A 14,157-nucleotide genomic window follows, 5' to 3' on the forward strand; every position below is an offset into this window, starting at 1 on the left:
TTTTTCTATAATATTTTGTAAGTAAATGAAATATTTTCTTACTTTTATTTTAAGTATGTTTTTTCCAAATGAAAAGCAATTCCTTTTTAACCATACTTTTCCTCCAATGATTTTACTTTAAAACGATTCTTTTTTCACTTATTATTTTTCTTTCCAGATAAGTAAAATGTCCTGTTATCTTCTTTACAAATAGACCTGCAACCTTATTGACAAAATTAATGAGTCTTTGTTACCCTTATACACGTTGTAAAAAATTTAAAAGTGAATGTTAAGGAAAGCAGCCGTTTTGATGAACGATCAATCAAATCAGGTTCTTTCCTTTTTATATTTTTACTAAGGCAGATACTTTGCTAAATAAAGTTTCGCTTTATACACCGTGTCCTCTTTGTCATAGGCGCACTTAGACCGAAAACAGACGGAAAGGAGTATAAAATGTTTACTCAGCTTACAGAAAAAAACCAGAATGCAGAAGAACTAAAAGAAACACTTGATGATTTAGAGTTTCAGCTATTTCGCATGCAGGATAATTTAAAAGAAATTGCTAAAAAGTACGAAGTTATCGGTGTCGATCAGCCTGAAGATAATCAGTTAGTTATTGTATCGGCACAAAATGACGGAAACGCATGTAAAATTATGCTAAATGAATGCACAAAAGCCTATAGAGGGGCTTGGGATTTTGCCATCGATGGCGTATATGAAGATAATCACACGATTTTTATTGGTGATATTAAAGGTCCCGCTAATAAGGGATATGGCTCTGTATGTATGAATTATTTAAAAGAAGTAGCGGTTGATCAAAATGTTCATGTCATTAAAGGAGATATCGCTGAGCGCGACTGGGATCATCTCGAAAGATTAATTCATTTTTATGAAAAACATAACTTTGAAGTAAATATTGATTATACGAATAAGTGCGGAGAAATTGAATGGACTCCAGCTTATCAATAAAAAACGAACAGACAGCGTCTGTTCGTTTTTTTTATTTGATATATGCTAAGCTTTTTTTAATACTGCTAAGAGGACTTTCTATGCACTGATCTTGTTCAACAATCCACCATTTTACGCCTGCTTTATTGCCTTCTTTCATGACAGCCTTTACATTTACCCCTCCGGTACCAAGAGGAGCAAAGAATTGCTCGCCGTCTGTTGTCATATCTTTTAAATGGATAAAAGGCGTACGATTTCGATAGTGCTTCATCCACTCAACTGGATCTTCGCCTGCTTTAGTGAGCCAATAAATGTCCAGCTCTACATTTACCCCAGTTTCTTCTAGAATCGTTTGGAGAGCTGACTTTCCAGTTGACAATTTTTTTAGCTCAAAATCATGATGGTGATAGCTAAACGACATGCCTTCTTTTTTACAATAAGCATCAATGTAATTTAAAGAATCAATAAGTTCGAAATATCCTTTTTCAGTTTGTCGTTCAGGCATTAAATAAGGACAAACAATATGTGAATTTCCAACTTGCTGCTCAAAGTGAATCACTTGCTCTAAATTTGCTTCTAATTGTTCAAGCGGCACGTGACTAGAAGCTGCCTTCAGCTGTAAATCCGTTAACCATGCTCTTACTTCTTGCGCTGTATATCCTTCGTACCCTGCAAACTCTACCCCTTGATATCCTAAAGCAGCTACTTTTTGAAGAGTTCCTTTAAAGTCTTTTTTCGTTTCTTCACGCAGCGTATAAAGCTGTACTCCTACAGGTATTTCTCCCATCTTCTCTCCCCCTGTTCATTAAGAAAGTGATTGAACTATCGCTAAATCAACCCAATCTAAAGACGAACAAATTGAACTAGTATGAATTACTTGTTACACAGCTGTTGATTTCCGTGCAAGACTTCGCTTTCCGCGGGAGTCTTCGTCTTGCCCTCCAATCAACACCTAGAAGCAATTAACTACAATTAAATCTACGTTCATCCTAGAAAGGAAAAAATCCGAACGAATTTGATTCTCGATCAACAATCAGATTCTTTAGGATCCTCCTTTAACTAACATACTTTTTTCTCAACATCTGCTGCTTTTTATTTTACTGCACTTCCAAGCATTCCTGAAATAAAATGACGCTGAAGTGCTAGGAAGAAGACAATGATTGGAATGGTTGCAATCGTTACCCCCATCATTACTTGACCGTAATCAATAATTGATAATCCAATTAAGCTTGAAAGAGCAACTGGCAATGTAGCCATTTCGTTTGATGTAGTCGCAACTAAAGGCCACATAAAGTTATTCCACTGTGTCATAAATAAGAAAATAGCTGCTGCAGCCATCGCAGGCTTCATAGAAGGAAGCACAATGGTTAAAAAGATTCTCATCTCTCCAGCACCGTCCAAACGTGCTGCTTCAATCAGTTCCGTTGGAAAAGCTAAAAAGTTCTGACGTAATAAAAAGATAGCGAACGGAAAGCACAGCTGCGGAACAATAAGAGCAAAATACGTATCAAGCAAATTAAAATTCGACATCAGCTGAAAAAGCGGAATGAGCGTTGCTTGATATGGAATCATCATGGACAATAAAAGCGTCGTAAAAATTGCGTTTCGTCCTTTAAATTCAAATTTAGATAGCGCATATGCAGCTGTAGAACAAACCATTAAAGCTACAATCACATACACGACTGAAACAAATACTGAGTTAAAAAAGACGCGCCCTAAATCAATTGAAGCATTTAAATTTTGTAGATTTGTCATAAATTGATCGCCAGGCTTCAGCGTTGGAGGGTTTGTAAACATTTTTCCCGATTCATTCGTAGCGCCGATAATCATCCAGTAAAACGGAAAAATAGAGATAATCGTGAACAGCCCAAGCATGCTGTATAATCCTATTTTACGCATGATGTTGCTTTTCTTTTTAACCTTAGGCACGGTATCTACTGCGGTTGCTTCTACTCTCTCTAATACACTCATGATTTATCACCCGTAAATTTAAATTGGAAGAACGTTAAAATACCGACTAATAATACAACAACGTACGCAATGGCTGAAGCATATCCAAAATCAAAATATTTAAAGCCATTTTGATAAATATATAAGCCTAGCGTCATCGTGGAATCAGCAGGGCCGCCTTTTGTTAAGTTAAAAGGTTCGTCAAACAATTGAAGCGTGCCAATTGTTGATAAAATAGTAGCAAACAAGATAACGGGTTTTAATTGTGGAACCGTTACGTGGAAAAACTTTTGAATACGATTTGCCCCGTCTAAATCAGCTGCTTCGTAAACTTCATGAGATAAACTTTGAAGAGCTGCTAGAAAAATAACCATATTATAACCTGTCCATCTCCAAGTCATCGCCACGATGATTGAGACTTTAGCCCAGAAAGGATCTCCCAGCCACTGAATGGCATCGATACCGAAAAACCCTAAAATAGTATTCATAATTCCTTCATCTTGAAGAATGATTGAAAACAAAATAGAATAGGCAACTAGCGACGTTACTGCGGGCAAGAAAAATGAAACTCGGAAAAAACCTTTTAGTCTTAAAAGCTGACTGTTTAACGCGTTAGCTAGTACAAGCGCTAATAAAATCATGACGGGTACTTGAACGATTAAAATAATCCCCGTATTTCCAAGCGCTTTCCAGAAAATATCATCTCCGAGCAAACGTGTATAGTTTGATAAACCGGTAAATACATACTTTCCGCCTTCCATACTCTGAAAGCTTAGAATAAACGATGAAAAAATAGGATAGATGGTAAACAGCGCGAACAGCAAAAGTGCTGGAGCAATAAATAAGTAAGGCAATGATTTATTTGTCTTCATGATGACCTCCTAGTACCGCAAGAAGAAGAGATAGAAGGCAATTTTCTAGAAATCACCTTCTATGCTTCTTGATTATTTTTGAATTCGGTTTTCTAAGCGTTTTTGAGCTGCTTCAAGCGAGTCTGTAACGCCCTTACCATTTGTTACCTCTGACACAGCTTTGACTGCTTCACTGTTTGCAACTGAGTAATTGCCTGTAAAATTAACCGGCTTAATATCTTTCATTTCATCTGCGAATGTTTTCCAAATCGTCTGATTGTTAAAGTACTCATCTTGTGCAGTGAATAATTTTGAAGAATATACGGTATTTAATGATGGGAATAATCCGCCCTTCATCGCTTCTTCTTGAACTTTATCTGTTGTTGAGAAATATTCCATAAATTTGTACGCTTCATCTGCTTTTTGGCTATTTGCTGAAATCACATAGTTGCTTCCGCCTAAGTTAGAAGCACGGTTGCCTCCTTCTTCAAACGAAGGTAATAAAAATACTCCCCATTTTCCTTTTAAATCCGGAGCCTGCTGCGTAATAGAACCAGATAGCCAAGCACCAGATGGTGAACTTGCTACTTTACCTTCTGCTAAAGCACTGATTGAAGCATCCCAGCCCACTGTATTTTTAACAATGCCTGCTTCTTTTAACTTCTTATTTAACTCCATCGCTTTTTTCGCTTCTTTAGAAGTTAAATTGAGCTTACCTTTGTTATTAAAATAGAACGTACCTTGCTGCGTTAGTGCCATTCGGAATAAGCCATCGTCATTATTAAAATCTAAACCTAGTAAATCAACGCCAACTTTTTCTTTAATTTTCTTACCAGCAGCAATATAATCATCCCATGTTTTGATACTGTTTGGATCTACGCCTGCTTTTTCAAAGTAATCTGTGCGGTAGAAAACGCCTGTCGGACCTGCATCAAACGGGAAGCCGTACATGTCTCCATCCTTTGATAAAAGAGCTTTCTTAAACTCTGGAAATTTATCTTCTTGCTTATCGAATCCTTTTTTAGATAGGTTTAAAAATGCCTTTGGAAATGCATCCAAATATCCTTGGAAACGATCGTCTTCTACTAATACAATATCAGGAAGACCTTTTCCGCCAGCCTGCAATCCTGTTGTTAATTTTGAATAAACATCTTCACGTCCCATATCCACTACTTTTAATTTAAATCCTGGGTTCTCTTTTTGGTATTCTGCTGCTGCTTTCTTTAATACCGGTACGTTAATATTCCAAGCCCATGCAACAACTTCTTTTCCACCGCTACCACTTGTTTCATTAGCGGACTTTCCTCCGCATCCTGCAAGTACTAGGGTTAAAATGAGTGCAAAACTGATTAAACTAAACCAACGTTTCAATGAATACCCCTCCTATAATCTCGTCTCCTAGTGTGGCAAGTTTTTTTGTAAACGCTCACGTCTCTTTCTAGATAGAATTATTGAAAAATAATTCTGTATATTGAAAGCGTATACAATTTACTTAATCTAAATTATATGAATGAATACCCTTTTCCTCAATGGTAAATATAAAAGGCAAAAACCTTACATTTTTGCCTTTTTGTAAATTGATTTTGTTATTATGGTTTCTATTAACTTTTTCGTTCATAAAAAAAAGCGAATGTACTGTTATTGTTGAAACAGAACACAATCGCTTATTTAAAAAAATCCAATGTATACTATTTTTTTGCTACATAAGTAACACTTTCTTGCTTATTTAGGACGTTCTAAGGAAAATAATTGCCCCAATTTACTATAGTTAGAACCCGCAAGCCGGCTGACTGGCTTCACACGTTCTGCAGAAACGCGATCGTTTTCTATCACTTTTTCACTAATATGAAACATCACAACTTCACCGATAAACAAATCTGAGCTGTATGCCTCATCCGTTCCTAATGGAACAATTTGGTGAAGCTTACATTCCATTCGAATGCTGGCTTCTTGAATTCCGGGAACCTGCACTTTTTTGCTCGGTGCTAGTGTTAACCCTGTTTCCTCGACTTCACTCACGGAAGAAGGGTAAGAAGATGCCGCTTGATTCACCTGTTCCACTAAGTTTTCGTCTACAAGATGAACTACAAATTCTTTAGATGCACTAATATTTTTGGCCGTATCTTTCGTCATTTGACCTTCACTTCTCGAAACCGAAACGGCAATCAGCGGAGGCTCTGCCGCAACTACATTAAAAAAACTAAACGGCGCAGCATTCACTACACCGTCATCATTTTGACTTGTAATAAACGCAATTGGCCGGGGAATGACGACACCTGTTAGCAAATGATAATTATCTTTTGCACTTTGTACCGCTGGATCAACTACCTTCATTTTACCCACTCCTTTTCTTCCATTTACTTTATTGTATGGTAACGAAAAGAGCATAGATTAGCTAGCAACTTGCTCACCAAACATGCAAAGAAGAGGCTGAGACATAGCTGCATCCATCTCATCTGAAAACCAACAAAATGAAAAAATCCGAACGATAAATCGTTCGGATCTTCTCTTTAGTTTAGCACCGTTACTTTCACTGTACGACGTCCAAATGCTTTTGCAGCTGACTCAGAAGGTACTAATACGTCAATTCGATATCCTTTAATCGCACCGCCCGTATCACCTGCTGTTGCCACTCCGTATCCTTCTACATATACTTTTGAACCTAATGGAATAACGGATGGATCTACCGCAATAATTTTATGAGTGCCTGAACTTACATTTTGTCCAGTGGCTGTTACGCCGCTGCAGCCTGCACAATTAGCTGTATAAGCTGTTGCTTCTACATACATTTCTTTTCCAGAATGCTTTTGTGTGCTTTCTTCTTTTTTCGTTTCTTTTGCTTCTGAAGAAACGGCTGCTTTCTTCTCTGTAGCCGCAGCTGTTTTTACTTCTTGTTTCGGCTCTGTTTTTACTTCTTTTTTAGCTGTTGCTAATTCAGCTTGACGCTTTGCTTCTGCATCAGCCTCAGCCTTTTCAGCCGCCTGCTGTTTTGCCACTTGCTCAGCTTGCTTTTGAGCTGCTTCTTTTTCTTTTGCAATCTTATCTTGAATGCCTGTTAGTTCAGACTGAAGATTTGCTTTTTCTGAAGAAGCTGCATCAATTTCATTTACGACCGTACTGTATTTTTCTTGCATAGTTGTTAACGTTGCTGTTTGTTTCGCAACGTTTTTATCTAATTCAGCTTGTTTAGCCGCTAGGCTACTTTTTGCTGCTTCTAATACTTTTTCTTGCTTATCAATTTCTTTTTTATCTTTTTCAATTTGATCTAAGTCATTTTGATGCTGCTTTAAAATATCATTATCTGCTGACAATAAAGTTGTGACCGCACCCATACGTGCAACAAAATCTCCAAAGTTATCAGCATTCATTAATGTATCAATAACAACGCTTGTTTTATCGTCCTGCTGTAAAGCAACTAATCGATTTTCAATAATATCTTTACGACTTAACACTTTTTCCTGAAGCAAAACGATCTCTTTTTTCTTTTTCTCAATCATTTTGTTCGCTTCTGAAATCTGCTTTTCAGTCGATGCTAACTCTTTTTTATTGCTAGAGATTACTGTATGTAATGAATTTAATTGTGACTGTATGTTTTGAACATCTGAATTGATAGACTGTTTCTCTTTCTCTTTTTGTTGAACAGCCTTTTCTGTTTCTTTAATTTTATTTTCAGTAGTCTGGAGCGCTTCTTCATTCGATTGGGCGTGAGTCTCTGTAATGCCGGTCATGAAGAAAATCCCTGTGACTGCTGCAAGAGTCATACGCTTAAAAATTTTCATAAAGTAATAGTCCCCTTTCCTCATAGACATAGTTATACCATAAAAAACTAGCTGTTTATGTTACAATACAGTTAAAAGTTTCCCATAATCTGTATAACCAAGAATCTCTTTCTGGGAATTTACCACCAAAATCCCTTGATAGAGAGGTTTACTGTTTATTAAAAAAGATATATTTTTGTCACAAAGGGGGCAAAATTACTCTTTAAAAATCAAAATAAACGCTTATTATTACAGCTATATTACAAATTTTTCACAGAAAATTATGTGTTTTGCCGCCTTTTTTCTGTGTTTTTTACTTTTTATTACATAAATTCCACCTACATAATTCCTACACTATTTATAAAGTTGTGACTTTTTCACTTCTTTTTTACACTTTATATATATAAAAAGACGCCCATAAATCAAATGAGCGTCTTTTTTCTTCACACGTATAAAGCCATTATTTTTCAGAGGTTACTAGTTTTAAAGGCACTGGAATTTGCTTATCTACTTTTTTGCCTTGAAGAACATTTTTAGCAGACTTTACGGCAAGTTTACCAATTAAAACAGGCTGCTGGGCTACAGTTGCTCCTAGTTTTCCTTCTTTTACTGCTTTAATTGCATCGTCGTTTCCATCAAACCCTACTACTAATACATCTTTTCCTGAGCTGTTAATCGCTTGAATAGCTCCTAATGCCATTTCATCATTGTGAGCAAATACGGCTTTGATACCAGGGTTTCCTTGAAGAACGTTCTCCATAACGTTTAAGCCTTTTGTACGGTCAAAATCAGCTGACTGTTTAGCCGTAATATCTAGCTTTTGATCTGCAACGTTGTGGAACCCTTTTCCTCGTTCACGAGTTGCTGAAGCTCCGGGCACGCCTTCAAGTTCTGCTACCTGAGCTTTTTCACCTACTTTTTTTACAATGTAATCAGCAGCCATTTGACCACCTTTTACATTATCTGAAGCTACCAGTGTTTCCACTTTTCCTTTTTCTGCTGAACGATCTAGCGTAATAACTGGAATCCCTACATTATTAGCCGATTGTACAGCTGTTGAAATAGCGGCTGAATCCGTTGGGTTAATAAGCAGAATGTTAACACCTTGCTGCATTAAATCTTCTACATCGTTAATTTGTTTTGCTGAATCATTTTGAGCATCTACTACAACTACTTCCATGCCCAGTTTTTTTGCTTCTTTTTGTACTCCTTCTTTTAGGGAAACAAAGAACGGATTGTTTAATGTAGACACGGATAAACCAATTTTAATATCTTTTAAATTTTTACTTTCAGATGGTTTCGCCCACTCAGGAGGCTGAAGTGAACAAGCCCCTAACAGTAATAATGAAAATGATAATAGCACGAGCCAAATTTTCTTCATGTTTTTCCCTCCTAAGCTGACTTTTTGCGATCAATTAATACCGCAATTAAAATAACAATTCCTTTTACGACCATTTGGTAAAACGACGAAACGCCGAGTAAGTTCAAACCGTTGTTTAATGTTCCGATAATCAGCGCACCAATTAACGTTCCAACAATGCGTCCACGTCCTCCGGAAAGGCTTGTGCCACCCAGTACTACTGCGGCGATAGCATCTAACTCGTAAGACGTACCTGCCGTTGGCTGAGCAGAATTCAAGCGAGAAGTCAAAATCGCTCCTGATAGCGCTGCCAATAATCCTGCTAGTGAGTAAATCATAACCTTAACTTTCGGAACTTTGATTCCTGAAATAAATGCTGCTTTTTCATTTCCACCGATTGCATATGTTCTACGGCCAAACGGTGTTTTATGCAAAATCACCCATAGGACAGCAAACGCTAGTACCATCGTAATTGCTGGAACAGGAATACCTAGGAAATAGCCTCGGCCAAATAACTGGAAGTAATAGTTTTCGCCTAAGCCCGTAATCGGATTTCCATCTGTATAAACAAGCGTTAACCCTCTAAAAATTGTCATCGTCGCTAGCGTCGCAATAAACGGCGCCATTTTTCCTTTTGTAATAAGTAAGCCGTTAACCATACCCATTACAGCTCCTAACACACATCCTATTAAAATAGCTAAAATAGGATCTACACCTGACACAATCATACCTGCCATTAACGCACTTGATAGAGCAAGTATAGAGCCCACGGATAAATCAATTCCCCCTGTTAAAATAACAAATGTCATACCGAATGCAATTAAAGCATTAATAGCCACTTGACGCAGCAAGTTTAAAATATTTAAAGGTTCTAAAAAGCTTGGATTTAAAATCGATACAATGACAATAAGAATAAATAGACCTAGTAACGGACCTAGCTTTTGCATCACGTTATCAACGCGATTTTCTTTTATCGCTGTGTTTGCTTTCATTTTACTGACCTCCTGTTGCAAATGTCATAATTTTTTCTTGAGTTGCTTCTTCACTTGTCAGTTCACCTGTTATCTTTCCTTCATGCACAACCAAAATGCGATCACTCATGCCGAGTACTTCCGGAAGCTCTGAAGACACCATGATAATAGCCACGCCTCTGTCTGTCAGTTCATTCATAAGCTGATAAATTTCACGCTTCGCCCCGACGTCAACTCCTCGAGTTGGTTCATCTAAAATTAGCACTTTTGGTCCAATGCCAATCCACTTGGCAATAACTACTTTTTGCTGATTTCCTCCCGATAAATTAGCCGCACTCGTCTCAGACGACTCGGTTTTGATCGTTAAACGTTTAATAAGCAAATCTACAAATTGCTGCTCGCTTTTTTGTTCAATAAAGCCTTTTGGCGAAAAGCTGAATAGACTTGGAAGTGCAATATTTTCTCGAATAGAAAAATCCAGAACGAGCCCTTCTGTTTTACGATCTTCTGTAATGAACCCGAGACCTAATTTAATGGCTTGGTCTGGCTTTGTGATACTGACCCGTTTGCCATTTAAGATAATTTCGCCTTTTTCTAACGGATCAAGCCCGAAGATAGCGCGCATAATTTCGGTTCTTCCAGCTCCCATTAGCCCCGCAACGCCGACAATTTCTCCTGATCGCACTGAAAAATGAACGTCTTGAAACACACCTTTTCTCTCCAAGCCTTTTGCTTCAAAAACAACGTCTCCCTTAGGAGATGTCCTAGCAGGAAATCGATCCGTTAGCTCTCTTCCTACCATTTTGCGAACAACATCATCGAAGCTGGTTTCTGGAATCGGCTTTTTGTCTACCGTCTGTCCGTCACGCATGACCGTAATGGAATCACAAATAGCGAAAATCTCTTCCATACGATGTGAAATATAGACAATCGATACACCTTGTTTTCGCAAGGCATTAATTACGTCAAATAACTTTTGAATTTCTCTTTCAGTAAGCGCTGCGGTCGGCTCATCCATGATAATCACTTTTGCATTCGTCATCAGCGCTTTGGCTATCTCAATCATTTGCTGCTGTCCGACAGAACAAAGTCCTGCTTCTTGATCAAGAGGAATGGTAACAGCTAATTTTTCAAACTGCTTCTTTGCTAACGCTTTCATTTCTTTTGTTTTTAAAAAACCTAAAGGTGTTTTTAATTCTTTGCCGATAAATAAGTTTTCAAGCACCGTCATTTCAGGCCAAACGTTCAGCTCTTGATGAATAAAGGTAATTCCGTTTTGTTCTGCTTCTTTTGGGTTTTGAAAATACGTCTCTTTGCCATCAATCAGAATCTGTCCTTCATCTTTTTTATGAAGGCCGGTTAAAATATTCATCAGCGTAGATTTCCCCGCTCCGTTTTCCCCCATTAGTGCGTGAACTTCACCTTCATGTAATTCAAAATCCACGCCCCTTAGTACACGGTTTGCTCCAAAGGCTTTATGAATTCCTCTCATTGCAATATGCATGCTGTTCACCTCTTTTAAAAAATAACTCCCGCTTGTAAAATACAGTTTGCATAAGGAGTTGCTTCTCCTGTACGAATCACAACTTTCGCTTTGCTTGTCAACATTTTCAATTGTTCATGCGATACTTCTTCTACTAAGATGTTTTGCTTTTCCATCAACTCGTAAGCCTTTTGGTTTCTTTCTTTCATTTCAGAAGCAATCACTATTTTTTCTGTAGCCATATCTTCTAACACAGCTACTACTACATCTTCAAAGCTAGGCACTCCTAGCTTTAAAGATAAATCAATTTTAGGCATGTCACCCGGAACAGGTAACCCTGCATCTGCAATGACAATAGTGTCTGTATGACCTAGATCTGTTAGTATTTTCGTAATATGACTGTTAATCATTCCGTGACGTTTCATTTACAGACTCTCCTCCACTTCTTTTCGAGTCGGCATGCCGCCTTGCGCACCAAATTTAGTGACGGATAGCGAAGCTGCGCGATTAGCAAACTGAATTCCTTTTTCAAAACCCATTCCTTCGGCAAGTGCCACAGCAAGCGCTGCGTTAAACGTATCTCCTGCTCCTGTCGTATCAATCGTTTCTACTTGATAAGAAGGAACCAATACTTCTTTCTCGCCGTTAAAATAGCGTACGCCTTGTTTTCCTTCTGTAATAAACAATTTATTTGGATACTGTTTTAATACTTCTTCTTTTTCTTTTCCTTCAAATAAAAGCGCTGCTTCATGTTCATTTGGAGTGATGTAAGAAACTTGTTCAATCACTTCTGCTTTTAATGGTCTTGCAGGCGCTGGATTTAATAAAAGCGGTACTTTAAGTTCCTGACAAAGCTGAGCAACATATTCAACCGTTTCTTCTGGAATTTCTTGCTGAATAAGTACGATATCAGCTTCTTTAATTTTTTCTTTTGCTTTTTCTACGTAGTCGGGCGTAATATGGTCGTTTGCTCCTTTGACAACTACAATGCTGTTATCTCCTTCAGCGAGTATAATGTGAGCTGTTCCGCTATCTGAATCTGTAACCGGTTTCACATTTTCCACAGATACACCGTTTGATTTGAAATTCTCCAGGATTGCTTTTCCGTAATGATCTTCGCCCACACATCCAATCATACTAACATCCGCTCCAAGACGGGCTGCCGCAACAGCTTGGTTCGCTCCTTTTCCTCCCGGAACGGTTTTAAATGATTCTCCTAACACTGTTTCTCCAGCTCCAGGACGAATATTTGATGTTACTACTAAATCCATTGATGAACTTCCAATCACAGTTACTTTAGCCATGTTCCTCAACCTTTCGTGTCGTATTTCGTTCAATAAACGTAACGGGTAGTTGTACTTGCTTTTGAATTAAAGGTTCTTTCTTAATGCATTTCATTAACAGACCTGCTGCTTGCTTGCCCATTTCATAAGCAGGCTGACGAATTGTAGACAGGGCTGGAAACGAAAAGCGGCTTTGCGGAATATCATCAAAACCAATCACTTGAAGATCATCAGGCACGCTTTTCTCTAATCGAAACGCCTCATGTAAAACAGCTGTGGCTACAATGTCATTACTTGCGATAATCCCGTCTGTTTCAGGGTACTTTTGAAAGATTTCCTTTGCCCATTTCTGCGCATCGTCAAATGCTAGAGAATTTGTATTTAATACGTAAAAGTCTGCATCAGACTGACTCAAGACAGAAAGAGAGCCTTGAAAACGTTCCTGAGCAGGCTTTACATTTACTGGACCTTTGATAAGAGTAATTCTTTTACTTCCTCTTTTGATTATTTCTTCTGCAGCGATTTTCCCGCCTTCAAAACCATCAGCATAAACGGATGGATACTGATCAGAACTTCTATCTAAAAACACGACGGGAAATGTAAGACCTTCATACAGTTTCTGAGCTAAACTTGTTGTTGCCGTAATCATTCCTACTACATGATTTTGCGTAAACGTTTGGAGATATGTTAATTCTTTCTCTAACTGCTCATCACTATTGCCAAGAATTAAACGAAATCCATGGCTATGTACTTCATCTTCTATTCCTCGTGCGAGCTGAGGGAAAAAAGGGTTTGTGATGTCTGGAAGCAATAGACCAATCAAACGTGATTCACGTGTATAAAGCGAACGGGCTACTTCGTTAGGGCTGTAGTTTAATCTTTGAATTGTATTCATTACTCGCACACGCGTGTCTTCTTTTACATACCCTGTACTGTTTAAAACACGCGAAACGGTCGCAACGGACACGCCTGCTTCTTTTGCTACATCACGAATTGTTACCACTTTATTTCCCTCCCTCCATATATGTAACCGTTTACACAAATGATATCATGGAAAAGTGAAGTTGACAATCTTTTTATCAAAAAAAACATCACTCCATTAAGAAGTGATGTTTCTTTCATTAGATATTAGCGTCTAGTTTCTTAAATAATTTCAAAAATTGCTCTTGATCTTTCGGCTCATAGCAAGAAAAGAAATGAGCAATCATCTTTTGCACAATTTCATTTGCTTCTTCAATCACTTGTTCACCTTTAGCAGTTAACTCAATGTTTACCTTACGGCGATCCTCTTTAGAGTGATAGCGTGAAACTAACTCTAAGTCTATTAAACGAGTAATAACAGGAGTGATCGCACTAGGCTTTACACGCATCTCCTCTGCCAGCTTGGTTACTCCAATATGACTGCATTTACCGATAATTAATAAGATATGATATTGAAAAGGCGTAATCCCTTGTGAAAGTAACCTTTCTTTTATCTCTGTCATTACCTTTTTGTTAAGGGATATCGAAATTCTCTGGACCTCTTCAATAAATGTGAGCTGTTCCATGTTTTGACGTCCCCTTTCTTATAATCA

General features: G+C 37.9%; 14 protein-coding genes. 1 reads left to right on the forward strand and 13 read right to left on the reverse strand.

From position 1 onward, the window contains the following. The first annotated feature begins 432 nt into the window (after positions 1-432). Complete coding sequence (locus tag WKH56_RS13555; RefSeq protein ID WP_013055642.1) at positions 433-948, forward strand: GNAT family protein; 516 nt, start codon at positions 433-435, stop codon at positions 946-948. Positions 949-979: 31 nt separating this feature from the next. On the opposite strand, the gene WKH56_RS13560 is transcribed toward WKH56_RS13555, so the two are convergent. The 13 genes from WKH56_RS13560 to WKH56_RS13620 all read right to left on the reverse strand — a co-directional run bounded on the left by WKH56_RS13560 (position 980) and on the right by WKH56_RS13620 (position 14,130). Further along, complete coding sequence (locus tag WKH56_RS13560; RefSeq protein WP_049163048.1) at positions 980-1,714, reverse strand: sugar phosphate isomerase/epimerase family protein; 735 nt, start codon at positions 1,712-1,714, stop codon at positions 980-982. 305 nt (positions 1,715-2,019) lie between these two features. Beyond that, the gene (locus WKH56_RS13565; protein ID WP_013055640.1) at positions 2,020-2,826 is read right to left on the reverse strand and encodes a carbohydrate ABC transporter permease; all 807 of its coding nucleotides are present in this window, start codon (positions 2,824-2,826) and stop codon (positions 2,020-2,022) included. A 68-nt stretch (positions 2,827-2,894) separates the two neighbouring features. Then, a complete protein-coding gene (locus WKH56_RS13570; protein ID WP_014461372.1) occupies positions 2,895-3,749 on the reverse strand; it encodes a carbohydrate ABC transporter permease in 855 nt (284 codons plus the stop codon). A 72-nt stretch (positions 3,750-3,821) separates the two neighbouring features. Then, on the reverse strand, positions 3,822-5,099 hold the full coding sequence (locus WKH56_RS13575) for an ABC transporter substrate-binding protein (protein ID WP_028412189.1): 1,278 nt from the start codon (positions 5,097-5,099) through the stop codon (positions 3,822-3,824). A 351-nt stretch (positions 5,100-5,450) separates the two neighbouring features. Continuing rightward, positions 5,451-6,062: a flavin reductase family protein gene (locus tag WKH56_RS13580; RefSeq protein WP_016763208.1), complete on the reverse strand. Its 612-nt coding sequence runs from the start codon at positions 6,060-6,062 to the stop codon at positions 5,451-5,453. 176 nt (positions 6,063-6,238) lie between these two features. Further along, positions 6,239-7,507, reverse strand: a complete 1,269-nt coding sequence (locus WKH56_RS13585) for a 3D domain-containing protein (RefSeq protein WP_034269680.1) — start codon at positions 7,505-7,507, stop codon at positions 6,239-6,241. A 439-nt stretch (positions 7,508-7,946) separates the two neighbouring features. Further along, positions 7,947-8,867: a ribose ABC transporter substrate-binding protein RbsB gene (rbsB, locus tag WKH56_RS13590; RefSeq protein WP_014461376.1), complete on the reverse strand. Its 921-nt coding sequence runs from the start codon at positions 8,865-8,867 to the stop codon at positions 7,947-7,949. An 11-nt stretch (positions 8,868-8,878) separates the two neighbouring features. Continuing rightward, a complete protein-coding gene (rbsC, locus tag WKH56_RS13595) occupies positions 8,879-9,838 on the reverse strand; it encodes a ribose ABC transporter permease RbsC (protein ID WP_033578167.1) in 960 nt (319 codons plus the stop codon). Position 9,839: 1 nt separating this feature from the next. Then, on the reverse strand, positions 9,840-11,321 hold the full coding sequence (locus WKH56_RS13600) for a sugar ABC transporter ATP-binding protein (protein ID WP_028412185.1): 1,482 nt from the start codon (positions 11,319-11,321) through the stop codon (positions 9,840-9,842). 14 nt (positions 11,322-11,335) lie between these two features. Continuing rightward, entirely contained in the window at positions 11,336-11,725 is a 390-nt protein-coding gene (gene rbsD, locus WKH56_RS13605; RefSeq protein WP_063248257.1) for a D-ribose pyranase, read from the reverse strand. After that, positions 11,726-12,604, reverse strand: a complete 879-nt coding sequence (gene rbsK, locus WKH56_RS13610) for a ribokinase (protein WP_063248258.1) — start codon at positions 12,602-12,604, stop codon at positions 11,726-11,728. Further along, positions 12,597-13,586 (reverse strand): LacI family DNA-binding transcriptional regulator, encoded by a 990-nt coding sequence (locus WKH56_RS13615; RefSeq protein ID WP_028412183.1) that lies wholly within the window; start codon positions 13,584-13,586, stop codon positions 12,597-12,599. The genes rbsK and WKH56_RS13615 overlap by 8 nt, the downstream gene beginning before the upstream one ends. Before the next feature lie 118 nt (positions 13,587-13,704). Continuing rightward, positions 13,705-14,130 carry a MarR family winged helix-turn-helix transcriptional regulator gene (locus WKH56_RS13620; protein WP_028412182.1) on the reverse strand — a complete coding sequence of 142 codons (426 nt, stop codon included), beginning with the start codon at positions 14,128-14,130 and terminating at the stop codon, positions 13,705-13,707. Positions 14,131-14,157: the final 27 nt, after the last annotated feature.

The organism is Priestia sp. SB1 (assembly GCF_038898415.1).